We start from the raw sequence: 24,520 nt of genomic DNA on the forward strand, positions 1-24,520 counted from the left end.
CTGGCTTCTCCTTACAATTCAGAAGTTTGGAACAGCGCCGCGGCGCTGCTCGTTGTCGCGTCATGGCGCGCGCACCCAAGGTCTTCACCTGGTCGGACGGCTTCCACCGCTACACCGTGGCGGCGACGTCGCGCGTCAAGGCGCTGGCGGCCTGGGAGACCGATCGCGATCTCTTCAAGGAAGGCGTGGCGGTCGAGGCGCCCGATGCGCCCGACGCCAAGGCCGCCCTGGCCGCGCCGGGCGCAGTGATCCGCCGGGCCGAGGGCGGGCTGAAGGCGGCGGTCGAGACCTTGCCCAAGCCCAAGGCCGCGCCGAAGAAGAAGGCCGACGCCGCCGAGGCCAAGCGCAAGAAGGCCCTGGCCGAGGCGGAAGCGGCGCTGGAAGCCGCCGAAGCCGAGCAGCGCTACGCCGAGGCCGATCTGGAGCGTCGGCGTCGTGAGCTGGACGCTGAGGCCAAGGCCCTCAGCGGTTCGTGGTCAAAGCGCCGTCGGAGCCTGGAGCAAGCCGTGAATCGTCTGCGCTCGCCATAGCCGGCGCGGGCATGGGCGCGTGGCCGCGCAGGCCACGGGCGTCCAGATAGTCGATCAGGGCGGCGGGGTGATCGGTCTGGACGATGCTGACGCCCTGGTCGATCAGCTTGCCCCAGGCCTTGTCCGGATCGCGGAGGGCGCGGCGGTCGCCAGACTGATCCAGCACGCCCCGCCAGCCCTTGGTGGCCAGGGTGTTGGTCCATACGCGGATGCGGGCCGTGCGGGCGGCGTCGCGCACGGCGGTGAAGCCCTGGCGCTTTAGAGCCACCATTTCCACGGCCGGGATCGGCTGAGCGCCCGAGGCCTGCTGGGCGGTGATCTGGCCCAGGCGCTCGGGCCGGCGGCCGCCCATGCTGGCGACCATCGGCATGAAGGCCAGGTCGCGATAGAGTGGCAGGTCGGCCAGCGGCGGGGCGTCGAAGCCGGCCTTGGCCTTGAACAGCACCCAGTCGCTGGCGTCGGCCTGGCGGACAATCTTTGCGGCCTCGATCGCCAGCGGCGCGCGCTTGAGGTCGATATTGACCAGGATGCGGCCCCGGGCGGCGCGCAGAAAGGCCTCCAGCGTCGGCGGGGCCTGGGTCGGGTCGCCCTTGAACCGCAGGGCCTGGATCTGGGCCAGGGTCATGCGGGAGACGCGGCCCTTGCCGTCGGTGGTGCGGTTGACGGTCTTGTCGTGCATGACCACCAACGCCCCATCGCGGGTGCGGCGCACGTCGATCTCGACCAGGTCGACGCCCAGGGCGATACAGCGCTCCAGGGCGGTCAGCGAGTTCTCGGGCAGAGCGGAATCGAAGCCGTGGCTCGGCGCTGAACGATGGCAGGCGCGGTGGGCCACGACCAGGACACCGTCGGCTGGATCATACAGCCGATCACGCAGGCCGCTGGCAGACGCGGAGCCGGCCATCAGGGCCGCAGCGATCAAGATTGCGAAAATCCGCATGGTGTCGAGGCCTCCCGGCCCTTCCATGACCGATTCACGCGACAGGCATACGGCAGTTCGGACCTGTTGAGGTGACGCCACGGCCGCACCTGGACCGCTACGCGCCAGGTGCGTCGTTTTGTCCCTACGGCTTTCGGAAACCCCGCAGCACGTTGGCCTCGGTGCTGAGCTGCAGCTGGGCGTAGTCGATGCGGGGCGTGTCCGAGAACAGCAGGTAGTAGTATTTCATCTGCTCAGACCACCAGTAGCCGGGGCAGTTGTCGCCCTGGGTCATCGGCCGGGTCGTGATGTCCTTCAGCGCCGTGTAGCCGTACGCCGCGCGGCTGGTGGCCTTCATCTCGCGATAGTGGATGGCCGACAGCTGGCGATAGCGCTCGTCGCGGTCGATCAGCCACAGGTTCAGGCAGGCGTCGGGATATTCGGGGCGCAGGCCAGTGTGCTTGCGGCGCGGCTGGGCGGTGGCGGCGTCGATTGACTCGGGAATGATCCCGAACGTCTTCTGCAGATAGGTGAAGGTGGCGAGATAGTCGTCGCCCTGCGCCTTGCGACCCACTTGGCCGAGCAGGCCGGCATAGTAGGCGGCCAGCTCGCTTTGGGCCGTGGCGGTCACCGCGCCGGTCTCATAGTCGACCATCGGGAACCACAGACGACCGTCATAACGCTTGGCCTGATGGGCCAGTTGGGCGTCGACGCACTCGATCGCCCAGCGCTTGCAGTCTTCGTCGCCGAACAGTTCCCAGGCGTCCCAGAGATATTCGTAGAAGCTGTCGGCATAGATATCGATGCTGGCGTTGCGGCTGATGAACTCGCCGGTGCGGGCGTCGATATTGGCGGCCATCAGGCCGATCTTCGAGCGGCGGTCCAGGGCGTGCTTCATGGCCCGCTTGGCGGCGTCGAAATAGCGCGGCTCGCCGGTCAGCTGGCTCAGCACCCCGAATTCGGTGATGTAGGTGCCGATCTCGGCCAGGTTGGTCTCGGGATCGCGCACGGCGCCGGTGCGCAGGTTCACATAGCGCCAGGGCAGGCCGTGCGGGGAGGCGTCGAAGGCCTTCATCAGCCGGTCGGCCAGGTCCTTCGCCTTGGCCAGCAGCACGGGATCGCCACAGGCCAGGTGCGCGGCGATCAGGCCGCCGACCAGGCGAATATTGGTCTCGAACACCTGGGCGTCGCCGTCGACATCGAAGCTGAGCGACGACTTCACCCAATCGACGCCGGCCTGGAACTCGGCGTCCAGGCCCATGATCCACAGGGTGTCCAGCGCCTCGACCAGCGACAGGCCCAGGTCATGGCCCTCGATGAAGAACGAGCGCGACGTGCCGCTGACCGGATTGATCTCGTCCTTGCCCCAGGCCTTGGCGACGTAAGCCCGCCAGGCCCACTGGAACTCCTTGCGGACGTCGGCGGCCAGGGCCTTCCAGTTTTCCTTGGGCGCGGCCCTAGGGGCGGCGTGGGCGGCGAGCGACGGCGCCAGGCCGGCGGCGGCCATCGATGCGAGAGCGGAGCGGCGCGTGAGTCGGGCGAGCGTCATGACGCCAGCCTATCCAGGGGCGCGCAACGGTGTCGAGAGCGGGGAAGGGCGCTGGCCGGGGTCACGACACCCCGGCCAGCCAAGGCCGCGGCGGGTGGGGTCGCCGAGGCCTCTTTGCAGCGATGACGTCACTGACGGCGCACGTCCGCCATGCGGCGGCCGCTCAGGCCGGGTCGGCGTCCGGAGCCTCGGGTAGCCGCGCGTGCAGCACGCAGCGCAAGCCTTCGGGGCGATAGTCCATGTCCGCCTGGCCCTTCAGCTCGCCGCGCAGGCTGCGCTCGATCAGGCGCGAGCCGAAGCCCTTGCGGGTGGGCTCGATGACGGTCGGGCCGTCGTGCTCGGTCCAGGTCGTCTCGAGCAGGCGGGTGGCGGGGTCATAGGTCCAGGTCAGGCTCACGCGGCCCACAGCGTTGGACAGGGCGCCATACTTCAGGGCGTTGGTGGCCAGTTCGTGGAAGATCAGCGCCATGGTCAGGGCCCCGCCGGGCTGCAGCCGCACCGCGGGTCCCGCGACGCTGACCCGCACCCCGGCCTCGTCGAACGGCCGCAGGGCGCGCTGGGCCACCTCATGCAGCGCCGCCCCGTGCCAGCTCTCGCGGGTCAGGATGTCGTGTACGCCCGACAAGCCCAGCAGGCGCGCCTCGAACTTCTCGAAGGCCACGGTGGGATGGGGTTCGTTGCGCAGGGTCTGGGCCGCCATCGACTGGACGGTGGCCAGGGTGTTCTTCACCCGGTGGTTCAGCTCGTTGATCAGCAGCCGCAGCTGGCCCTGGTGGCGCTGGGTGGCGGTCTCGGCCTCCTTGCGGGCGCTGATGTCGGAGATGATCGCCAGGATATAGGCCGGCTCGTCCTCGACGCGGACCATCGAGGCGGTCAGGTGGATCCAGACGTCGCCGCCCGGCGTCACGAACAGGCGCTCGGCCGAGCAGGTCTCACGCTCGCCCGCCAGCAGGGCCGCGCTGGAGGCCAGCACCTCCTCGAGATGGTCGGCATGGGCCAGGCTCTGGAACGAGGCCCCCAGCAGCGCCTCACGCGGCCGCTGCAGCAGGGCGCAGAAGCTGTCATTGACCTCCAGGATCTCGCCGATCGGGGTCAGGCGGGCCACGCCCATCGCCGCCTGGTCGAACACGGCGCGATAGCGGGCCTCGGCGGCCTCCAGCTTCTGACGGGCCTCGATATTGGCCGTGACCACCTCGGTATACAGCACCAGGCCGCCGATCACGCTCTCGCCGCGCTCGTTGGCGTCGGTGCGCCAGGGGGCCATCGACCAGCGGATCCACTCGATGTTGCCATAGCGGTCGATATAGGGGTCGCCTTCGTGGCGCAGCTCGACGCCCTCGGCCAGCACGCGGGCGTGCAGGTCGCGCCACTTCTGCGGCACCTCAGGAAAGGCCTCGTAGTGCAGGCGGCCGATCAACGGCATGTCGGCGGGCAGGTGCTGGTCGGTCAGATACTGCCGCGAGGCGGCCAGATAGCGCATCTGGCTGTCGAAGATGGCGATGCCCAACGGGGCGTGCTTCAGCGCTGTGGTGACGCTGGGAGACGCGGAAAGGGGCGGAGATTCGTCGATCATCGTTCGTCGATGGTAGCGGTCTCTAAGCGCATGCCGGCCTGAATTCGACCTGAGGCCGCCTGCGCAAATCGCCGCACCTGGAGGTCGTTAACCTTTACTGCAAAAATCTTAAATCTGCACGACCGATTAACCGCCCCATGCGTTTATCCGTTCATGGCGAAGTTCGCGTCCGGCGGGGAACATGAGCGGCGGTCGGCCGTCCGCATCCAGACCCAACGGTCGGGGAAGGTGCTGTGCGGCGCCTTCGCGTGGGACTGCGTGATCCGCGACCTGTCCAGCAGCGGCGCCCGCGTCCAGATGCTGACCGCCGCCGCGCCGCCCGGACAGGCCCAGCTGGTCGACTTGGCCGCCGGGCTGGCCCACGACGTCACCGTCGCCTGGCAGAAGGACCGCGAAATCGGCCTGCGCATCGTCCGCACCTACGACCTGCGCGGCCTGGCGGCCGGCGCCGCGGGCACAGCCAAACGCATCTGGCTGGCCTCGCAGTCGAACGTCTCGGCGGGGTAGCGGGGGAGCCCCCATCCACGAAGCGCGTGGGTTGCGACGTGTTGCCGACGCCTTTGCCGATCAAAAGTTTCGGCTGACGGCGACGGTCGCCACGAAGGGTGTTCGGATGTCCCACACCTCACGTTGGATAGGTCGGCCAGCGCGGCTGGGGGCGTACTGCAGCCGGCTGTAGGTCGTGCGGGTTCCCAGCAGACCGTCGAGCCGCAGAGTGATCCGGGCGTCCCGGACGCGACGCGTCTCGACATACAGGCCAAGGTTGGCCCCGTGATCCTGGACGCGCGCCTCGTCCTGGTACCAAAACAGCCGCTGGAAGCCGCGGGCATAGTCCACGCCCCAGGAGGCGGTGGCCAGGTCCTGGCGCAGCTCGACCTCGAAGGTCTCGGGCTGGAAGCTGGTCAGGGCGCGTCGCTCGCCAGTGAGCGGGTCGTTCAGCCGCGCGCCCTGGCGGATGTACTTCACATTGAGGAGCCCGTTGCGGAGGATCCGATCGAGCGGCAGCGCCAGATTGCCCCTGACGCTCCAGACCTTGGCCTGCTCGACATTGACGGTTCCGAACGCGCCCGACGGCAGGACCGACGCCTCCAGCACGTCGCGTCGCCATTCGTGGGCCACCTTCAGACTGATGGCTCCGCGTTGCGAGAAGCGGCGCTCATAGTCCAGGGTCGCCGTCGTCTTGTGGTCGGGGCCCAGTTGCGCATTGCCCGCGTTGGTCCGGCCCTCCGCCAGGCTGGCCGAGGCCGCGAAGTCTCCGAACGACAGCTGTCCGACCGAACGCCGGATCGACAGGCGCAGGTTGCTGCGGTCGTCCGGGCGATAGGTCGCCGTCAGGCTGGGCTTGAAGAAGCCGAAGTCGCGCTCGCCATCGCCAGACTGGAGGTGGGAGGCCTCATAGGCGGCGCCGGCCGCGATCGTCCAGCGCGGCCCCGGTCGCCAGTTGAGCGTCGCGAACGCCTGGCTGCGGGTCTCCGAGACATCGACCGCCGAGACCGACCGCGACGGGGCGGCGCCGAACCGGGAGGAGATCGACCGGTTCTCGAGGCTGTTCCAGGCGATCTCCGCGCCGATCTCCGGCTGGAGCACGCCGGCGGCCTTGGCGACAACTACGCGGGCGATGGTCTCGCGCGAGGTCGCCTGGCTCTCGAAGCTGTCGGTCAGCGAGACTGAGCCGCCGGTGTCGATCTGGCTCCACGACCGCGCGTCGAGGTCGATGATGCTGGCGAAGCCCAGCAGCTTCAGCCCATAGCCGGCGCCGACCGGACGAGACCAGTCGCCGCCGATTTCACCGCGCCAGCGGGCCGTGCGCTTGGGAAAGCTCTGGGCCTGGACGGCGTCGCTGAACGAAAAGCCTTCCGACAGCTGGGCGCGGGCGAGGGTGGCCGCGACCTTCATCTCGCCGCCGGCCAAGGAGCTGGACAGGTTCAGGCGCTGGCTCAGTTCCGGAAAGTCGGCCGCGTAGGCCAGAGCCGATCCTTCCTTCGCGCGACCGGACAGGTCGAAGGTTCGTTGGGTCCCGTGCGAGCGCTCGCCGGGCGCGTCGAAACTGGTCTTGGCGACGATCTCCAGGGCGCCCAGGCTGCGGGTCACGATGACGGACGCCTTGCCGCGCACGTTGTCTCCGCGCCTGGACAGTTCGGCGTTCACGGCCAAGCCGCCGCGTCGCTTCAGGCGGACGATATTGGCCACCACCGTCTGGCCCGAGGCCTCACTGGCTGTCGCGGCGCCCCGGTTGATCTCGATCCGCGCCACTTGTCCGACGGGGATGGCGGCCAGGGCGGACGAGAGCCCGCCGGCTTTGCTGGCGGGACGCGCGCCGTCGATCAGGATGTTGCCGCCGCCCTCGGCGAAGCCCCGCACGCCGGAGTCGCCGAGGTCCGGCTGGAAGCCCGGCAGGCGCTGGACCATTTCGAGCGCGTTCTGCGGCGCATAGGGGGCGAAGAAGGCGGCCGGGTAGGTCTCCTGTCCGATGTCCGCCTGGCCGGTGATGGCCACGGCGGCCATGAGGCCGTGAAGGATTGAAGTGGGCATGACGCTGCGTCCCTTGGTGTTTTGCAGCGTCGCGAGATAGACAGCCGAGGCGAGCGCGCCACAGCGATGGGCCGCGCGACGGAGCGTCCGGGACGGGCGGTCGGGGGGCTGGGACGAATGGCGGACGAGACGTGACGAACGGTAGCGACGGGCTGCGACGCTGGGCGCCGGCCGCGATGACGGTCGCCTTGGTGACGGTCGCCGCCGCCGGTAATCTGGCCGCTACCTTGGACCGCCAGCTGCGCTCCGGCCTGCCGCTTTCGCCCTCGATTCCGATCCTCGACGAGGTCAGCAGCTCCCTGGTCTGGCTGGCGCTGGCGCCGCTGATCGTCATGGCCTTCCGCCGGCTGGTCCCGCCGCGTTTTCCCTGGCCGCTTGCCGCGCTGCTTCATGTCGTCGGCGCCGCGGCGATCTCGTTGGCCCACTACGGCCTGACGCGGCTGTTTCGCGCGATCGTCCATGTCGCGTCGGGGCAGGACTTCCGCCTGCCGGTGACGTGGGAAGGCTATGTCGCCGACCTCTATCGGGACGCTCTGACCTATGTGCTGCTGGGCCTGTTCTATTGCGGCGCCCATGCCCTGCTGGTCGCCAGGCGCAAGGCGCCGGAAGGCGAAAGCGCCGCCGCGCCGGTGCTGGAGGTTCGGGACGGCGCCCAGACCCTGTACATCCCGATCGCCGAAATCCTGTGGGTCGAAGCGGCCGGCAACTATGTTCAGCTGCACGTCGTCGGGGGGCGCGCCATCCTGATGCGCGCCACGCTGGCCAGCCTGGAGAAGCGCTTGGAGGGTTGGGGTTTCCTGCGCATCCACCGCTCGCGCCTGGTGAACGCCACCGGCGTCAAGTCCGTCGAGAGCCACCCGTCTGGAGACGCGACCCTGGTGCTGGCGGATGGCGGCACGATCTCGGCTAGTCGCCGCTATCGACCGACGCTGATCACGACCCTGGCCTCGCGGGCCGGAATTTAGCGCGAAGGCGACGGAGCGTTCGAACGGACACAGGCGCAAAAAAGGCCTCGGCTGAGCGGACCGAGGCCTTTGTCGTTCTTAGGCGGTCTCTGCAGACCTTAGGCGGGTTCGTTGCGCGAGGATTCGTCGGCCATGGCGCGGACCAGGTCGAGGACCTGGCGGCGAACGCGGCCGCGACCGATGCGCGGGAACACCTCAGCCAGTTCCAGGCCTTCCGGCGTGGTCAGGAACTCCTGCACGACCTTTTCGGCGTGCTGGGTGGCGTCGTCGACTTCAGCGCCGCTCATCGGATCGGCGAGGCCGTCGAAGAAGAACGACACCGGGACCTGCAGGGTCTTGGCGATCTCGTACAGCTTGGAAGCGCTCACGCGGTTGGCGCCGCGCTCGTACTTCTGGACCTGCTGGAAGGTCAGGCCGAGAGAGTCTGCGAGCTGTTCCTGGCTGACGCCAAGCAGCTTGCGACGCATGCGAACCCGACCACCGACGTGCAGATCGACGGGATTGGGACGACGGCCTTCAGTTTCTTCGCTCATGTGGGTAATTCCGCCTCCAACGGTTGTTCGGGGAAAATGACACGACCGTGACGCTGGTGAAAGCGAAGCTCGCGTCGCGCGGCGTTACGTCGCGCTGGTTTCCCTTTCCTCCCCGATTCCAGGAGGTTAGTCGCCTGTGAGGTGATTCGCCGCCAACCTTGGCGGGTCCCGCTTTCGTCAAACGCGAAATTGGAGGCGGGCGGGAGTCAAATGAGCGAAGTTCAGGCGTGCAGGCGCTGTTCGCGCTGGCTCCAGATGTGGCGGGCGCGGCCCGTGGCGTCGTGCAGCCGGAACAGGGTTTCGGCCGCCAGGGTCTCGTCGCGCTCGGCGCCGGCCACCAGCTGCGGGGTCATGGCGCGGCGCACCTGGCGCTGCACGCAGGACAGGTCGCCGAAGGCCAGCATGTCCATGGCGTCGATCTCGTAGCCGACCGGCGACTTGCGGCAGACGGCCTCCAGCACCCGGTCCAGCAGGTCCTGGGACAGGGCGATCTCCGAGCCGGCCACCACGCCATGCTCATAGGCGCGGGGGATGCCGACCAGGCGGGTGTCGATCGGCGAGTTCAGGATCCCCGGATACAGCTGCATGTCGATCATGCCCACGAACCGGGTGACGCCCTTGCGCAGGGCGTATTCGAAGGCCGCGGCCCAGACCTCGAACACCCGCTCGCCGCGACCCGGGCCCTTGCGCCGGCGATAGGCGTCGGTGGTGAACAGGCGCGTGGCCTCCCAGACGTCCGCGCCCTTCTTGGGCGTCTCGTCTGGGGCGATCAGGTGGGGGAACTTGTCGGCCAGCATGCAGCGGTCGTCGGTGGGGCGCAGGCGCAGGCCCACCTCCAGCTCCATCTCGGGATTGAAGCCCAGCAGATAGATGGCGCGGTGGTCGTCATAGTCGTCGACCTCACCGCCCTCCAGCACCACCAGGTCGACCCAGCCGTTCTTCTCGACGCACTGACGACGCCGCTCCTCGTGCATGGCCCACAGCTGCGGGCCGTACAGGTGGCGGTTCTCTGACGTGATGATGTGGATCATGGCCTGCCCCCAAGCGCTGGCGTTCAACAGGGGCGATTAAGCCTCATGGTCAGCGAAATGGACGATAGGCCAAACGGCCTATTCGGATCGTCCGCGAGGTCCGGGAGGAGCCTAGAATTTACGCAGCAGGCCCAGTTCGCCGGCCTTCAGCACGGCCTCCTGGCGTTTGGCCACGCCCAGCCGCTTCTTGGCCGCCTCGATGTGGTGATGGACAGTGCGTGGCGACAGCTCCAGGATCGCGCCGATCTCCCAGTCGGTCTTGCCCCGGCTGGCCCAGTGCAGGCATTCGGCCTGGCGCTCGGAGATGATGCCGTAGTCGGGATTGTCGTCCTGCATTTCCCAGTGCTTGAGCATGGTCGTGCCGAACACCGTGGCCAGGCTGTCGATCACGGCGCGGTGGGCCGGGTCGGTGTCGGGGGCGGGGGTGGACATGCGGATCAGCACCTCCTGGCCGGCCGGGCCGAAGACGCGCACGACATAGCCGTCGTTCATGCCCTGATCGGCGGCCTCGCCCCACATGGCCTGGGCGCGGCTGTCGCCCAGCGGCCGGGCGTCGGACCAGGCGAAGGCGCGCGGCGAGGTCAGCAGCAGCTTCACGCAGGGATCATGAACCACGTAGCGCTCGCTCCAGTAGCGCTCGTCCCAGGCGTCGAAGTCGCGCCGGCTGAGGGTCTGGGGTTCCTTGCCGTAGTGCTCGGCATTGACCAGGGTGGCGGCGAAACGATCGTAGCCGAACGCGGCGATGGCCTCGGCAAAGCGCGCCTCGACCTCCTGGGCGGAGGCCAGGTGAGGGGCTTGGCTCAGAAAAGCCCAGGCCTGTTGCTCAGCGGTGGTCAGCACTCGCCGCTCCGGAACTCACGCCCTGTTAAGCTAGGCGCGAGGCCACCTTGACGTAAAGCGGCCACAATCCCAAGCGGACGGATCAAGCGGCGGCGATCGGTCGCAAGTCGCCGATCGGTAAAAAATCAGGCGGCGGCTTCGGCGCCCTCGTCCTCGCCGCCCAGCAGGGCGTTCAGGACGGTGGCCAGGCGTTCGGGCTTGATCGGCTTTTCGACCACGTCCTGCATCCCGGCGGCCAGATAGGTCTGGACGTCGGCGGGGTCGGCGTTGGCGGTCAGGGCCACGATCGGCACGGCGCCGGGGCGGCCGGTCATCTCGCGGATGGAGCGGGTGGCGGCGATGCCGTCCATGCGCGGCATCTTGATGTCCATCAGCACCAGATCGTAGCGGCCGGTGCGGGCCATCTCGACGGCTTCGACGCCGTCGACGGCCTGTTCCGAGGTGCACTCGAACATGTCGCACAGCGCCTCGGCGACCATGCGGTTGGTGGCGTTGTCGTCGACGATCAGGATATGGGCGGCGCGGCCGGCGACGGCGGGCTCGGCGTCCTGGGCGGCGATGATCTGGGCGGGGGCGGCGGTCAGGCCAAAGCCCACGGTCAGGCCGGCGCCGCGATTGGCCTCGGCGACCAGCGGACCGCCCATGGCGCGCATGACGCGGTGGGCCAGGGCCAGGCCGACGCTGAGCGCCATTTCGTGATGGTCCTGCAGGCTGGCGGCGCTGAGCGGCGCGCTGACCCAGGCCAGGCGATCAGCGGCCTGGCCTTCGGCGTTGTCGCGCACCTGGCCTTCCAGGCGGATGCGTTCGCCGTCCGCGCGGGCGGTCAGGCGGGCCTCGATCATGCCGCGGCCGGCGGCCAGGGCGTTCTCGATCAGGATGTCATAGACCTGCAGCAGGCGCTCGCCATCGACCTCGACCCCGCACTCGGGATCGCCGTCATAGGAGACCAGCAGGGTCGAGCCGCCTTCGTGGGCGCGGGCGGCCCAGCGGGCCTCGACCGCGTCGGCCAGGTCGCGCAGGCGGGTGGGGGCGGTGGTGAAGGCCAGCTGGCCCTGGGCCGAGCGGTGCAGGTCGATGGCGCGGCGCAGGGTCTCGCCCATGTCGCGGCTGGTGTCGCCGATGGCGCGCACGAAGGCGGCGGCGTCCGGCGTCAGGCGTTGCTGTTCCAGGCGTTCGGTGATGGCCAGCACGCCGTCAAGGTGCGAGCCGATCTCGACGGCCATGCGGTCGACCATGGCGCGGGCGTCGCGGGCTTCGCCCTGACGGCGCCGGTGCGAGGCCAGCAGCGAGGTCAGGCCGCCCACGCCGGCATAGCGGCCGGCGGCGTCGATGGTGACATAGGCGGTGCGGAAGACGGGGGTCGGGCTGTCGGCCAGCATGTTGACGAATAGGCTGGCGTCGGTGTCGGCGCGGATGACGCGGGGCGCGGTGTCCATGACATCGCGGACCGGACGCGTGGTCAGGTCGGCCACGCGCATCTGGCCTTGCAGTACGTCGCGATAGACCAGGCCGACGGGTGCGTCGCCCTCGACCACGGCGATGGCGGTCAAAGCCGGTTCGGCGTCGAACATCGCCGCGACCTCGCCGCAGGGCGTGTCGGGCGCGATCGGCGCGCGGGTATCGATCAGACGGGACAGCGTTTCCATACGGACGTCGCCAGGACCTTTGGCCAGCACTTTGGATTGTCAGCTTGCCCCGGCTCGCCTTGCGGAGTCGTTAAGTTGACAGCGCTTGTCATACCTTTAGCGCCGGAAACGACTGATCTTTTTCGCGGAGCATTGTTCATCGATAAAACAAGAAGGGCGGCGGATCGCTCCGCCGCCCCCGTAAAGTCGGGACGTGAACGCTACCAGGACTTGCTGATGGCGATGCCGTACAGGCGCGGCTCGGCGGTGATCACATTGGTGAACAGGCCCGAGCTGTCGTCGGTGGTGTAGGCGTCGATGATCGGGATCTTGTTGCCGATATTCTTGACGTAGGCGTCGATGGTCACGCCCCAGTCCGGCTTGTCGAACTTCAGCGTGATGTTGCCGTTGTCCCAGGCCTTCAGGCGGTCGTACTCGGTGTTGTAGACGCGGGCGAACTGCTGGCTCTGGCGGTAGTAGTCGCCACGCAGCGTCGCCGACCAGCCGCCCGAGAGCTCGAACGTGTACTGAGCGCCGACCGAGGTGGTCCAATGTGGCGAGTTGGGCAGCTCGTTGCCCGACAGGTTCGCCGCCACGCCTTCGATCGAGAAGCCGTTGGCGTAGTTGAACAGGCCGGTGCTGTTGGCCAGGAACGCGGCCGTGGCCGCGGGCAGACCTGCGCCGCCGGCCGCGGCCGGGGTCGACAGGAACGCCTGATAGGCCGCCGCCCCGGTGCAGGCCCAGGGCAGGGTGGCCCCGGCACCGGCGCCCAGGATGGTGGCGACGCCGACCGTGTTCAGTACGCAGTTGGCCCCGACCGACGAGGCCTGCGGGCCCACCTTCACGACCGTATAGGCCGGGTTGGACTGGGTGCGGTTCATGGTGTCGATCGAGGAGACGCCGTCGCCGATCTTGGTGTTCAGATAGCCGACGGTGGCGTTCAGCTTCAGGTTCCGGACTGGCGACCAGATGGACTCCAGCTCAAAACCCCAGATCTTGGCGTCGACGTTCTCGTTCACCGACGTGCGGTTCACGATCTTGGAGATCTGATAGCCCTTGTAGTCGTAGCGGAAGCCCGTGGCGTTCAGCAGCACGCTGCCGCCGGCCAGGGTGTTCTTGGTGCCGATCTCGATGGCGTTGACGAACTCGGGGGGCGAACGTCTGGCTGATGCCGATCGCGCCGGCCGGCACGCCCGGATTGATGCCGCCGCCCTTGTAGCCCTTCGAATAGAAGGCATAGAGCAGGGTGTCGTCGGTGAAGCCCAGATTGGCCTTGTAGTCGAAGCCGACGCGACCGGTGGTCTCGGTGAAGCGGGCCCGTTGGTCGGGATTGGTCGGGTTCAGGGTCAGGCCGTAGCCGGGCGCCAGGAGAACGGTCGAGTAGTTCTTGACCGCCTTCTTGTCGCGCGTCTGGCGCAGGCCCAGGGTGAACTTCAGGTCCTCGTTGACCTGGTAGTAGACCTCGCCGAACAGGGCGTCGGACACCAGGGTGTAGGGCGTGCGGTTGTCATAATAGTTGTGGCCGTCGCCGGTCGGGGTGGCCGAGGTGTCGATGCCGATGCAGTTGGCGGTGGTCGACGGGTTACAGGCCGGATTGCCGGTCTTCTGGAAGTTCAGCGCCATCGACGACAGGGTCAGCGAGTTGCCGATCACGTAGTAGTCGGTCAGCGTCCGATAGGTGAAGTGGATGCCGCCGACATTGAAGTTCAGCGGCCCGTCGAAGGCCGACTGCAGGCGGAATTCCTGGCTGAACTGCTCGGAGCGGCCCGAGCTGACGTCGATGGTGGTGAACTTGTTGGTGTTGCCCACCTGCGGGTCATTGAAGAAGCCGCCCGGCGTGAACGGCGTGCTGTTGAACGGGATCGGCGAGACGACCCGGTTGTAGTCCTGAGACGTGTAGACGCTGCCTTTGCCGTACGAGGTCATGGCCGTGAAGGTCAGCGCGTCGGACAGGTCGTAGTTCAGGGTGAACTGGTAGGTGTTCGAGTTCGACTGATAGAGCGGATCCAAGGCCGTCTCGATCTCGCGCAGGTTCGTCGAGGTCGTGGCGCCGGCGTTGGAGTCGCCCGAGGTGAAGCCGAAGATGTTGCCCAGCAGGCCGGTCAGCGTGCCCGACGTGTTGACCGAGCCGTAGGCGGCCGGGGCGTATAGCGAACCGGGCAGGCAGCCCTGGGTCAGATAGCGGGCGGCCGCGCCGGTGGGCACGCCGCCGACCGTGGCGGGGCCGGGGTCCTTGGTGCACAGCTGCTTGCCGGTGCGGGCGCGGCTGTCGTCCTCGTGGAAGCGCTCCCACAGGAAGTTGGTGCGCAGCTTCTCGGTCGGATTGAACATCACCTGTACGCGGGTCGAGTACAGGTCGCGGTCGTCGACTACGTGGTTGTTGAAGGTGTTGGTGACGAAGCCGTCGCGCTTCAGCATGGTGCCGGCCACGCGGACGGCCAGCTTGTCGCCCAGGATCGGCATGTTGACCATGCCGCGCAGGCGGATGGCGTTGTAGTTGCCGTACTCGGCGCGGGCGTTGGCCTCGAACTGGTCGGTCGGCTTGGCGGTGATGACATTGACCACGCCGCCCGTGGCGTTGCGGCCGTACAGTGTGCCCTGCGGGCCGCGCAGCACTTCCACCCGCTCGACGTCGTAGAACTCGCTTTCGAACAGGTTGCCCGACTGCTGGGGCGCGTTGTTCATGTGCACGCCGACGCCCTGGTCGGCCGAGGCGCCCACGGCCTTGGCCCCGATGCCGCGGATCTGGAAGTTGAAGCTGTTGGTGAAGTTGCTGCGGGCGAAGCTGACGTTCGGGATCGCCTGCTGCAGATTGGGGCCGCCGTCGATCTTCTGGGCCTGCAGCGAGTCCTGGCTGAAGGCCGACACGGCGATCGGCACGTCCTGAAGGGCCTCTTCCTTCTTCTGGGCGGTGACGACCAGTTCCTCGATGACAGTGGTTTGTTGTGCGGCCGGGCGGGCCTGTTGAGCGAACGCGGGGACGGCGAGAGCCGAGATCGCGGCCGCAGAAGCGCCCATGACCAATAGGCTCCGCAAACGCAGAGTATGCGACATTGGATTCCCTCCCTGGACCCGGCGGCGCCTTATGGATGGAGCCTGCGAGGGTCGGTGTTTCCTCGGCGCCGTACTGTTTTCACCACGCGGGCGTACGGCGAGCCCCTCGCAGCATTTGTCGATTGCATACTTGCGTTTGAAAGCTGTCAACTGGGCCAAACGTAAGTGAACGGCGATAGGTTACAGCTTTTCACTTTCCGTGTGGCGTTGTTCTCCTGCTGCGCGTAAGTTTTCACGGCATTAGAAAATCGGGTTTGTGAGTTCCGTAACGGAAGCTTTGCGCATATTGCGGCGCAATAGGCCCGTATCCTGGCGCGAATCCATCATTCGTGTGCGAAAGAATTCGCGAGCCTTCATGGTCGAGGTATAGCGCCCATCGCGCGCCGTGGCGCCGCATGGTTCCGGCCCGGCCTTGCCTCGTGTAAGGAGGGGCCATGTTCCCCCTTTTCCTGGAAGTCCGGAGCCTCGCATGAGCGAAGCCGCCCTTGTTCTATTCTCCGGCGGCCAGGACAGCAGCGTCTGTCTGGCCTGGGCCCTCGAGCGCTATGCGCGCGTCGAGACGGTCGGCTTCGACTATGGCCAGCGCCACGCGATCGAGATGGACGCCCGCCAGAACGTGCGCCGTGAAGTAGCCGCTCGCTTCCCGCAGTGGGCCGATCGCCTGGGCGAGGACCACGTGCTGGACATCAAGAGCTTCGGCCAGGTGGCCCAGTCGGCCCTGACCGCCGACCGCGCCATCGAGATGACCGAGCGCGGCCTGCCCTCGACCTTCGTGCCGGGGCGCAACCTGGTGTTCCTGATCTACGCCGCCGCCCTGGCCGACCGCCGGGGTGTCGACGCCCTGGTCGGCGGCATGTGCGAGACCGACTTCTCGGGCTATCCCGACTGCCGCCGCGACACGCTGGACGCCATGCAGAGCGCGTTGAACTTAGGCATGGATCGCAACTTCCGGGTCGAGACCCCGCTCATGTGGCTGACCAAGGCCCAGACCTGGGGTCTGTCCAAGGCCTTGGGCGGCGAAGACCTGGTCCAGCTGATCGTCGAGGAAAGCCACACCTGCTACCAGGGCGAACGCGGCCAGCTGCACAGCTGGGGCCATGGCTGCGGGACCTGCCCGGCGTGCGAGCTGCGCGAGAAGGGCTATGTCGAGTGGGATGCGGCGGGTCGCCCAGTCCTGGTCGAGGGGGCGCTGCAGCCGTGACCTACAGCGTCAAAGAGATCTTCCTGACCCTGCAGGGCGAAGGCGGCCAGGCGGGCAAGGCGGCGGTGTTCTGCCGCTTTTCCGGCTGCAACCTGTGGACCGGCCGCGAGCAGGACCGCGCCAAGGCCGTCTGCACCTTCTGCGACACCGACTTCGTCGGGACCGACGGCGAGAACGGCGGCAAGTTCGCCACGGCCGACGACTTGGCGGCGGCGGTCGAGGCCCAGTGGACCGGCGGACCGGATGACCGCCTGGTGGTCTGCACCGGCGGCGAGCCCTTCCTGCAGCTGGACGAGGCGGCGATCGCGGCGCTGCACGCCCGCGGCTTCCAGATCGCTTGCGAGAGCAACGGCACGATCGCGGCCCCGGCTGGGATCGACTGGATCTGCATCAGCCCCAAGGCCGACGCCCCCGTGATCCAGACCTCTGGCCAGGAACTGAAGCTCGTTTTCCCGCAGGACAAGGCCATGCCGGAGCGCTTCGCGGACCTGGATTTCGAGCGCTTCTACCTGCAGCCGATGGACGGTCCGGACCGCGACAGGAACACGCAATTGGCCGTCGCCTATTGCCTTTCGCACCCACAATGGCGTTTAAGCGTCCAAACGCACAAATATCTCGGCCTGCCCTGACGGATAAGGCGCTCGACTTGGTGACAGGGTCGACGCGCTAGAGCCTCCCAGGCCTAGTCAAAAGAAGTCACAGATGAAGCCCGTCTTCGAGATCACGAAGGCTGCGTTTTTCGACGCCGCCCATTTCATCGAGCAAGGTCCGACCGACCATCGCTATCGCAAGCTGCACGGCCACTCGTTCAAGGTGGAAGCCAGCGTGAAGGGCGAGATGCTGCCCGAAGGCTGGGTCGCCGACCTGGAAACCCTGGACGTCGCCCTGAAGGCCGTCGCCGCCGAGCTGGACCACGGCCTGCTCAACGACCGTCCGGGCCTGGAAGTCCCGACCCTGGAGCGCCTGTGCCTCTATTTCGCTGAGCGCCTGCAGGCCCAGTTCCCCGGCCTGTCGCGCGTGGTGCTGTCGCGCCCGACGATCGGCGAGACGTGCGCGCTGAGCCTCTAGCTACCGCCGATAGTCGTCGCGGTCCCGATCGCGATCCTTCTTGCCGTCGCCGGGGATCACCGCCTTGCCGGCCCCGACCACGACCTTGCCCGCGCCGCCGACGACCGCGCCGGTGACGCCGATCGCGGTGCCGGCGACCGTGCCGACCGCGGCGGCGGCCAGGCAGCCCGTCTGTGAGACGGCGATCATCGCCAGGAGAGCGGCGAGGGGAGCGAAGCGGCGGAAAAGCATGGTGAAGCTCGTAAGGGACTGTTCACCACGTTCTAGCCGGCCAATCCTTTAAATTCTCCGCGTCGGATGGACGCGCTGCCCGAACGGATCCTGGGCGTCGTCGACATAGGTCGTCCGGTCCTCCGCGCGCCGCCGTTCGCCATGATAGCGCGGGTCGTCGCGCCGGCGGCGGTCGGGGCCGAAATAGTCCTCGGTGCGGATGAAGGGCCGCGGGTTCTCGACCAGCAGGGTCAGGCGATGGATGACGCCGCGCGCGGTCACCGGCTTGGCCAGGAACTCGTTGACCCCGGCGTCGCGGGCGGCGTGGACCCGCCGCTCGGTGGAGTGGCCGGTGATCATCACGACAGGGCAGAATGGATGGGGGCTGTCGGGTGAATTGCGCAGCAGATGAACGAACTCGATGCCGTCCAGCCCGCTCATCTTGAGGTCGGTGAACACCACATCGATGGCGACCTGGCGCAGAAGCGACAAGGCCTCGGCGCCGTCCACAGCCTCGAAGACATGGCGCACGCCCAGCGCGCGGAGGATCTCGGTCAGCAGCAGGCGCATGTGCTGGTTGTCGTCGACCAGCAGAATTTTCAGCAGATCAAACCGCACGCCCCGTACTCCCCCAATGGGCGAGTTCTACGGCCTGTTGATAACTTCGGTCAATCTAAAACCTTATATTTTTCAGATATAAGGTTCTCGATCTGTGGGAATGGGCGTTCCTGGGTGATGAATCTCACACACGGGATGCGGGAGTTCAGCCGACTTGGGCGCGGTGGCGCAGGAAGGCGTCGGCCAGCACGCAGGCGGTCATGGCCTCGACCACCGGCACGCCGCGGATGCCGACGCAGGGGTCGTGGCGGCCCTTGGTGCGCAGGTCGATCTCCTCGCCGGCCTCGTTCAGGGTCTGGCGCGGGATCAGGATCGACGAGGTCGGCTTGAAGGCCACCCGCGCCACGACCGGCTGGCCGGTCGAGATGCCGCCCAGCACGCCGCCGGCGTGGTTCGACAGGAACACGGGTTCACCATTCTCGCCCCGGCGCATGGCGTCGGCATTGTCCTCGCCGGTCAGGGCGGCGGAGGCGAAGCCTTCACCGATCTCCACGCCCTTGGCGGCGTTGATCGACATCAGGGCCGCGGCCAGCTCGGCGTCCAGCTTGCCGTACAGCGGCGCGCCCCAGCCGGCCGGCACGCCGGTGGCCTCGACCTCGACGACCGCGCCGGTCGAGGAGCCGGCCTTGCGGATCTTTTCCAGGTGCTCTTCCCACACCGGGATGATGTCGGCGTCCGGCGACCAGTAGGGATTCTGTTCGGTCTGGGCCCAGTCCCAGTTGTCGCGGTTGATGGCGTGCGGGCCGATCTGCACCAGGGCGGCGCGGACGGTGACGCCGGGCGTGACCAGGCGGGCGATGGCGCCGGCGGCCACGCGTGCGGCCGTCTCACGCGCCGAGCTGCGGCCGCCGCCGCGATAGTCGCGGATGCCGTACTTGGCGAAATAGGCGTAGTCGGCGTGACCGGGGCGGAAGGCCTGGGCGATCTCGCCGTAGTCCTTGGACCGCTGGTCGGTGTTCTCGATCATCAGGCTGATCGGCGTGCCGGTTGTCCGCTGGCCGTTGCTGCGCTCGTCCTCGAACACGCCCGACAGGATGCGCACGGCGTCCGGCTCCTGGCGCTGGGTCACGAACTTGCCGTTGCCCGGCCGGCGCTTGTCCAGGAACGCCTGGATCATCTCTGGCGTCAGTTCGATGCCCGGCGGAACGCCGTCGACGACACAGCCTAGGGCCGGGCCGTGGCTTTCGCCCCAGGTGGTGACGCGGAACAGGTGACCGAAGGTGTTGTGCGACATGGGGCGGGGTTTAGCGGAAACAGAGCCGGGTCGCAAAAGGAGGGATGAGCTTGCTCACTTGCCCCCTCCGGGCCTGCGGCCCTCCTCCCCCGGAGGGGGAAGACGGGCGCCATCTGCCCCCTCCGGGGGCGGACGACCTGCGTCAGCAGGTCAGGTGGGGGCAGGTGATGAGGATCTAGCCCCGCACCTGCGCGGCATCCGCCAGATAAAGCTCCAGGTTCGTCCACCCCGAGCCGTCCTTGGCCAGCGCCGCTCCGTCGGCCTTCTTCGGATCCAGCCCGTGCGCCGTCTCCCAGGCGTCGGGCATGCCGTCGCCATCCGTGTCCTTCGCGGCCTTACCTGCCGGAAGCGCCGGCCAGCCGCCGACGTCGCTCTGGATGTTGATCACCTTGCCGGTCCGGGTGCGCACGCCCTCGATGACGCGGCGGTCGACGGGATCGCGCCAGACCGAGGCGCCGGCCTCGGCCAGCACGCGCTCATAGGCCTTGTCGGCCGTCTCGGGCGTCACCGCCCCGACGTCCAACGGCGCGGCCAGACGATAGCCAGCCGGCTCTGGGATGGTGAAGGTCACCAGGCTCCACGGATCGGCCGGAACCGCGCCCGCCATGCTGTTGCCGGCGAAATACGCTTTGGCCAGGGTGTTGCTCTCCTGGAAGGCTACATTCTTGGTCGAGTTCGGCCCCGGCACATAAGCGTTGTCGACGAAGTTATAGGCCGCCATGGCCGCCTTGTCGGCGTCGTAGCCGGCGTGGCCCTTGCCCCAATTGTAGAAGACGTTGGAGCGGAAATCGAAGAACGCCCCGACCGTATCCTCCTCGACGCCGGCATAGTTCCCCGGCCGCGGCATCCGCGCCATATGGTTGGCCCACAGGTTGTGGTGGAAGCTGATCTTCGAGCCCTGGCCGCCGCGGATCAGGCTGCCATAACCGTGGTCACCCTTGACGTGGATCGAGTGGGCCAGGCTCTCGGCGATGATCGACCATTGGACGGTCAGGTCGTAGAAGCCCTGTTCCTTGTTATTGGGGCCTTCCTTGCCGAAGCGGGCCGAGGCCGACAGGGTCTCGTCCACCGACCAGCTGGCCGAGACGTGGTCCAGGATGATCCGGCGACCGCCGTTGATCCAGATGGCGTCGCCCTCGACCTTGCTCTCGGCCCCCAGGCGCGAGCGGATGAAGCGGATGACCACGTCGTCGGCGCTGACCACCAGGGTCTGGTCGCGCAGGGTGATGCCGCCACCCGGCGCGGTCTGGCCGGCGAGGGTGATGCGGCCTTCGCTGATCTTCAGTTCGCTCTTCAGCTGGATCGTGCCGGCGACGTCGAACACCACCGTGCGCGGGCCCTTGGCCTCGATGGCGGCGCGCAGGGAGCCGGGGCCGGCGTCGTTGAGATTGGTGACTCGCAGCACCGCCCCGCCGCGTCCGCCCTGGCTGAACCGTCCCGCGCCCTCGGCGCCGGGGAAGGCCAGGGTGTCGGCCAGGGCCGGCGTCGCCGCCAGCATCAGGGCGACCGCGCCGGCGGCGCGAAGAAGGTGGCGAGCAAGCATGATCCATCCCCGGCTGCGGTCGACTTGGCGTCGCCGTCAGGCTTCGGAAAATGGCAAGTGGCGCTTGTCTTGTCCATCGGTGTCATGGCTGTTCTCCGGGGCTAGAGCCCCGGCTTCATGATCACGTTCAGCGACACCCGCGACTGCTGGCCGTCGCCCTGGTGGACGACCTCAACCGAGTCGATCGCGCCCTTGGGCAGGGTGGTGGGATCGAAGCCGGCGGGCGGGGCCGCGCCGTTCAGCAGCACGATGGTTTGCGGTGCGCGCAGGCGGCCGCGGATCTGGACGTCGCCGAAATAGGTCGACGTCTTGCCGTTCTCGATCTGCAGCTTGCCATCGATGAACTCGGCGTTGCTCACCCGGATATATTTCGAGCGGATGTCGACATACTGGCCGGTCCTGGTGTCGGTGATGACGGTGCGGCTTCGGCTGCGGCCGGGGGTCTCGTCCTGCTGGGCCAGGGCGATCGAGCCGGCGGCAGTGAGGCCGATCGCCAGCAGGCTGGCCAGGGTCAGCAGGGCGCGGCGGCCTCGGGTGGCCGGATCGCGCGGATCGGTGATGGCCTTCAGGCGCATGAGCGTGGGTCTCCGTCCCTTGCCGGTGAAGGCGGGGTGCAGGGCGGGCGCGGCGCGGGTGCGCAGCACGTCGATCAGGGTCTCGGCGTAGTTGCGGCGCACGGCCGGACCGGCGTCCTCCAGGGCCAGGGCGTCGGCCAGCTCCTCGCGGGTGGCGGCGGCGCGGGCGCGCAGCAGGGCATAGGGCGGGACCATCCAGAAGAGGCCGCCCAGCAGGTGCTCGGCCAGCAGCCGCCAGTTGTCGCCGCGCTTCAGGTGGGCCAGCTCGTGGGCGCAGACCGGGACCAACCGCTCCAGCGGCAGGCGCTCGACCAGGGCGCGGGGCAGCAGGATCACCGGCGTGGCCAAACCCGCCAGCAGCGGCTGGTCGATGGTGTCGCTGACCTTCACCTCGGGCCGGCCGGTGTCCAGCCGGCGGGCGGCGGCGCGGACGGCCTGGGCCAGTTCCGGCGAGACCGGGCGGGCCTCGGCCACGATGCGCTTGAGCCGGGCGCGGCCCAGGACTTGGCGCACGGTCGCCACGGCCAGGCCGCCCAGCGCGCCTAGGATCAGCGCGGCGCCGACCAGCTCCAGTCCGTCGAAGCGGGAAAAGGCGAGGGTCGAGACCTCCTTCGCCGCCGCCGTGGCGCGGGCCGCGGCCTGCGTGGTCAGAACGACCTGATAGACCGGGGCGGTGGTCTCCTCGGGCAGGGCCGAGACGGCGACCATGGCCGCCAGCATGGCCGGCGGCAGGGCCACGGCGCGATTCCAGGCCCGGGCCCGCTGGGCCGGATCGCCGGTCAGGCGGTCGGCCGCCTTGCCCAGCAGCCAGCCCAGGCCGCTGGCCGGCCAGGCGGCGACCAGACCCAGGGCGGCGGAGGCGAAGAGCGCGTTCATGAGTCCCTCCGAGCTCAGCGGGTCCAGGGTGTGGGCATGGGCGGGTCGTTGCGCAGGGTCACGGCGACGCTGACCTTCGGCTCGGCCTTGATGCGCGGCTCGATCACCCTCACGCGCAAGGTCTTCTCGACCATGTCCTTGGGCAGGAAGACCTTCACGTTCGGCTGCACGTCGACCTTGACGTCCAGGGCCTCCAGCGCCCTCAGCGCGGCTCTCTCAGCCCGGTGAGCCCGGTGCTGGGCCAAGTCCGCAGCGTCGGCGGCCAGACGGGCGCGCTGCGCGGCGCTATCGGCCTCGATCTGCGGGCGCGGATCGGGTTGAGGGTTCGGCTGCGGATTGGGGCGCGGATCGGGGCGCGGGTCCGGACGGGGATCGGGTCCGGGCGCGGGGAGCGGCGCGGCGGTCATGGCCAGGGTCGCGGCGGCCTCGGCCTCGGCGGCGCGTTCCACGGCGGCGGCTTCCTTCGCCACAGCGGCCTCGGCGGCCTTCTCGACTTCCAGGCGCAGAGGCTCAACCTCCGCCGCGGCCTGGGCGGCGACGGTCGCAGCCACGTCGGCCGTATGAGCGGCGGCGTCGGCGGCGGCCTGGGCCTCGATGCGGGCGATTTCGTCGGCCGTCGGCGGCGCGATGTTGCGCACCTGCGAGGCCAGGGCCAGCGAGCCGGCGCCGGTGGCCACGGTCAGGGCGCCGCCCAGGGCGACCACCAGGCCCAGCCGACCGACCGAGGCGCCGTCGCGCGGCTGCAGGATCGCCGACAGCCGCAGGGCGGCCAGGTTGCGCTCGCGGCCGGTAAAAGCGGATTGGGGCGCGGGCAGGGCGTTCATGCGCAGGGCTTCGACCAGCACGCGGGCATAGTCGCGACGGGCCTCGGGCGCAGCGCCGGCCAGGGCGTGCTGATCGCAGACCGCCTCACGCGCGGCCAGCATCCGGCCGCGCAGGGCGGCCACCGGCGGGGTCATCCAGAAGAGGCCGGCCAGGGCTTCCTCGGCCGGGATCCGCCAGTTGTCGCCACGGCGCAGGTGGGCCAGCTCGTGGCCGCATACGAGGCTCAGGCGCTCGGCGCCGGCGCTGTCGGCCAGGGCGCGGGGCAGCAGGATGGCGGGGCGGCGCACGCCGGCCAGCAGGGGCTCGGACACCGCGTCGCTGATCAGCACGCGCGGGGCCTGGACGCCCAGGCGCAGGGCCTCGCGGCGCACGGCCTGCAGCAGGGTGGGATCTTCGCAGGGCTGGGCGGCGGCGCGGATCGCGGCCAGGCGCCGGCGGCCCTGGTTCCAGCGCCAGCCGCGCGTCATCAGGCCTGCGGCCGATAGGCCCACCAGGCCCCAGGCGAGGCCGGTCGCCAGACCCGCGGGCGGCGTCCAAGCCGGGGCGGCCGGCGCGGGCGCAGCCACGACCGCCATGACGGCGACCGGCTCGGGCGGGGCTTTCGGCGGGATCGGCGCGAAGGTCATGGCGACCGTGGCGACCAGGGCCCCGGCGGGCAGGGCATAGGCCAGGCTCCAGGCGGCGGCGCGTGGGCGCGGATCGTCGGTCAGGCGCTCGACGGCGCGGCCCAAGGCGAAGCCCAGCGCGCCGACCGGCCAGGCGGCGATCAGGCCCAGGGCGGTGGAAGCCAGCAGCGGATTCATCACTTGGCGTCCTTCTCGCTGGTGTTGAGCAGGGTCTCCAGCTCGGCGATCTCGGTCTCGGACAGGATCTGGCTGCCGGCGAAGGCCGAGGCGGGCAGGCGGCCGTCGATCTCCAGCAAGCCGCGCAGACGGTTCAGCACCCCGCCGATCACGTCGACCTTGCCCGTGCGGGCCTCGTAGACGGCCAGGCCGTGCACGGCGCGGCGGACCAGCAGGCCCTTGGCCACCATCCGCTCCAGCACGGTGCGGGTGGTCGAGGCGCTCCAGCCCAGCTCGGGCTCGATCAGCCCTTGCGCCTCGCGGGCGCTCATCGCGCCGCCGCGCCAGAAGGCCTTCAGCACTTCGAGTTCCAAGTCGGAGGGTTCGGTCATGGTTGGGATCTCAGTGATGTCGCGAGTACGCTACAAATGTAGCGT

Annotated in this window: 21 protein-coding genes and 1 pseudogene; 6 read left to right on the forward strand and 16 right to left on the reverse strand. The window is 68.8% G+C overall.

The genetic code is table 11. The features are described from left to right. The first annotated feature begins 62 nt into the window (after positions 1-62). The gene (locus ABDW31_RS19060; RefSeq protein ID WP_184722235.1) at positions 63-530 is read left to right on the forward strand and encodes a hypothetical protein; all 468 of its coding nucleotides are present in this window, start codon (positions 63-65) and stop codon (positions 528-530) included. Here ABDW31_RS19060 and ABDW31_RS19065 read toward each other — a convergent pair. From ABDW31_RS19065 to ABDW31_RS19075, 3 genes are all read right to left on the reverse strand, one after another. Further along, complete coding sequence (locus tag ABDW31_RS19065; protein WP_184722232.1) at positions 463-1,470, reverse strand: glycerophosphodiester phosphodiesterase family protein; 1,008 nt, start codon at positions 1,468-1,470, stop codon at positions 463-465. The genes ABDW31_RS19060 and ABDW31_RS19065 overlap by 68 nt on opposite strands. Positions 1,471-1,594: 124 nt before the next feature. After that, the gene (locus ABDW31_RS19070; RefSeq protein WP_184722229.1) at positions 1,595-2,998 is read right to left on the reverse strand and encodes a glycoside hydrolase family 47 protein; all 1,404 of its coding nucleotides are present in this window, start codon (positions 2,996-2,998) and stop codon (positions 1,595-1,597) included. 163 nt (positions 2,999-3,161) lie between these two features. Beyond that, positions 3,162-4,571: an HWE histidine kinase domain-containing protein gene (locus ABDW31_RS19075; RefSeq protein ID WP_184722226.1), complete on the reverse strand. Its 1,410-nt coding sequence runs from the start codon at positions 4,569-4,571 to the stop codon at positions 3,162-3,164. Positions 4,572-4,724: 153 nt separating this feature from the next. On the opposite strand from ABDW31_RS19075, the gene ABDW31_RS19080 reads away from it, so the two are divergent. Beyond that, the gene (locus ABDW31_RS19080) at positions 4,725-5,078 is read left to right on the forward strand and encodes a PilZ domain-containing protein (protein ID WP_184722223.1); all 354 of its coding nucleotides are present in this window, start codon (positions 4,725-4,727) and stop codon (positions 5,076-5,078) included. 60 nt (positions 5,079-5,138) lie between these two features. On the opposite strand, the gene ABDW31_RS19085 is transcribed toward ABDW31_RS19080, so the two are convergent. Beyond that, positions 5,139-7,103 carry a TonB-dependent receptor gene (locus ABDW31_RS19085; protein ID WP_184722220.1) on the reverse strand — a complete coding sequence of 655 codons (1,965 nt, stop codon included), beginning with the start codon at positions 7,101-7,103 and terminating at the stop codon, positions 5,139-5,141. Between the two features lie 131 nt (positions 7,104-7,234). On the opposite strand from ABDW31_RS19085, the gene ABDW31_RS19090 reads away from it, so the two are divergent. Next, a complete protein-coding gene (locus ABDW31_RS19090; RefSeq protein WP_184722217.1) occupies positions 7,235-8,068 on the forward strand; it encodes a LytTR family DNA-binding domain-containing protein in 834 nt (277 codons plus the stop codon). Between the two features lie 98 nt (positions 8,069-8,166). Here ABDW31_RS19090 and ABDW31_RS19095 read toward each other — a convergent pair whose 3' ends face one another. The 5 genes and pseudogenes from ABDW31_RS19095 to ABDW31_RS19115 all read right to left on the reverse strand — a co-directional run bounded on the left by ABDW31_RS19095 (position 8,167) and on the right by ABDW31_RS19115 (position 15,151). After that, positions 8,167-8,601, reverse strand: coding sequence for a helix-turn-helix domain-containing protein (locus tag ABDW31_RS19095; RefSeq protein WP_184722215.1), 435 nt, complete (start codon positions 8,599-8,601; stop codon positions 8,167-8,169). A gap of 221 nt (positions 8,602-8,822) precedes the next feature. After that, on the reverse strand, positions 8,823-9,632 hold the full coding sequence (locus ABDW31_RS19100; protein WP_184722212.1) for an acyl-homoserine-lactone synthase: 810 nt from the start codon (positions 9,630-9,632) through the stop codon (positions 8,823-8,825). A gap of 111 nt (positions 9,633-9,743) precedes the next feature. Continuing rightward, on the reverse strand, positions 9,744-10,472 hold the full coding sequence (locus ABDW31_RS19105; RefSeq protein ID WP_184722209.1) for a LuxR family transcriptional regulator: 729 nt from the start codon (positions 10,470-10,472) through the stop codon (positions 9,744-9,746). A gap of 125 nt (positions 10,473-10,597) precedes the next feature. Then, positions 10,598-12,118 (reverse strand): response regulator, encoded by a 1,521-nt coding sequence (locus tag ABDW31_RS19110; protein ID WP_184722206.1) that lies wholly within the window; start codon positions 12,116-12,118, stop codon positions 10,598-10,600. 200 nt (positions 12,119-12,318) lie between these two features. Continuing rightward, positions 12,319-15,151, reverse strand: a pseudogene (locus tag ABDW31_RS19115) (TonB-dependent receptor). A gap of 469 nt (positions 15,152-15,620) precedes the next feature. Between ABDW31_RS19115 and queC the strand changes: the two are divergent. The 3 genes from queC to ABDW31_RS19130 all read left to right on the forward strand — a co-directional run bounded on the left by queC (position 15,621) and on the right by ABDW31_RS19130 (position 17,420). Then, the gene (gene queC / locus ABDW31_RS19120; RefSeq protein ID WP_184722200.1) at positions 15,621-16,352 is read left to right on the forward strand and encodes a 7-cyano-7-deazaguanine synthase QueC; all 732 of its coding nucleotides are present in this window, start codon (positions 15,621-15,623) and stop codon (positions 16,350-16,352) included. After that, positions 16,349-16,981, forward strand: a complete 633-nt coding sequence (queE, locus tag ABDW31_RS19125; protein ID WP_184722197.1) for a 7-carboxy-7-deazaguanine synthase — start codon at positions 16,349-16,351, stop codon at positions 16,979-16,981. The genes queC and queE overlap by 4 nt, the downstream gene beginning before the upstream one ends. A 73-nt stretch (positions 16,982-17,054) precedes the next feature. Then, complete coding sequence (locus tag ABDW31_RS19130) at positions 17,055-17,420, forward strand: 6-carboxytetrahydropterin synthase (protein ID WP_184722194.1); 366 nt, start codon at positions 17,055-17,057, stop codon at positions 17,418-17,420. Here ABDW31_RS19130 and ABDW31_RS19135 read toward each other — a convergent pair whose 3' ends face one another. The 7 genes from ABDW31_RS19135 to ABDW31_RS19165 all read right to left on the reverse strand — a co-directional run bounded on the left by ABDW31_RS19135 (position 17,421) and on the right by ABDW31_RS19165 (position 24,475). Next, the gene (locus ABDW31_RS19135) at positions 17,421-17,651 is read right to left on the reverse strand and encodes a hypothetical protein (RefSeq protein WP_184722191.1); all 231 of its coding nucleotides are present in this window, start codon (positions 17,649-17,651) and stop codon (positions 17,421-17,423) included. Positions 17,652-17,699: 48 nt separating this feature from the next. Further along, positions 17,700-18,248, reverse strand: a complete 549-nt coding sequence (locus tag ABDW31_RS19140) for a response regulator (RefSeq protein ID WP_184722188.1) — start codon at positions 18,246-18,248, stop codon at positions 17,700-17,702. Between the two features lie 145 nt (positions 18,249-18,393). Next, positions 18,394-19,482 (reverse strand): chorismate synthase, encoded by a 1,089-nt coding sequence (gene aroC, locus ABDW31_RS19145; protein ID WP_184722185.1) that lies wholly within the window; start codon positions 19,480-19,482, stop codon positions 18,394-18,396. A 175-nt stretch (positions 19,483-19,657) separates the two neighbouring features. After that, complete coding sequence (locus ABDW31_RS19150; RefSeq protein WP_184722182.1) at positions 19,658-21,025, reverse strand: pectate lyase; 1,368 nt, start codon at positions 21,023-21,025, stop codon at positions 19,658-19,660. A 101-nt stretch (positions 21,026-21,126) separates the two neighbouring features. Beyond that, entirely contained in the window at positions 21,127-22,476 is a 1,350-nt protein-coding gene (locus tag ABDW31_RS19155; RefSeq protein WP_184722179.1) for a M56 family metallopeptidase, read from the reverse strand. A 14-nt stretch (positions 22,477-22,490) separates the two neighbouring features. Beyond that, a complete protein-coding gene (locus ABDW31_RS19160) occupies positions 22,491-24,104 on the reverse strand; it encodes a M56 family metallopeptidase (RefSeq protein ID WP_184722176.1) in 1,614 nt (537 codons plus the stop codon). Continuing rightward, complete coding sequence (locus ABDW31_RS19165) at positions 24,104-24,475, reverse strand: BlaI/MecI/CopY family transcriptional regulator (protein ID WP_184722173.1); 372 nt, start codon at positions 24,473-24,475, stop codon at positions 24,104-24,106. Before ABDW31_RS19165 ends, ABDW31_RS19160 begins: the two co-directional genes overlap by 1 nt. Positions 24,476-24,520: the final 45 nt, after the last annotated feature.

This window comes from Caulobacter sp., from assembly GCF_039596335.1.
Classification (GTDB): Bacteria; Pseudomonadota; Alphaproteobacteria; order Caulobacterales; family Caulobacteraceae; genus Caulobacter.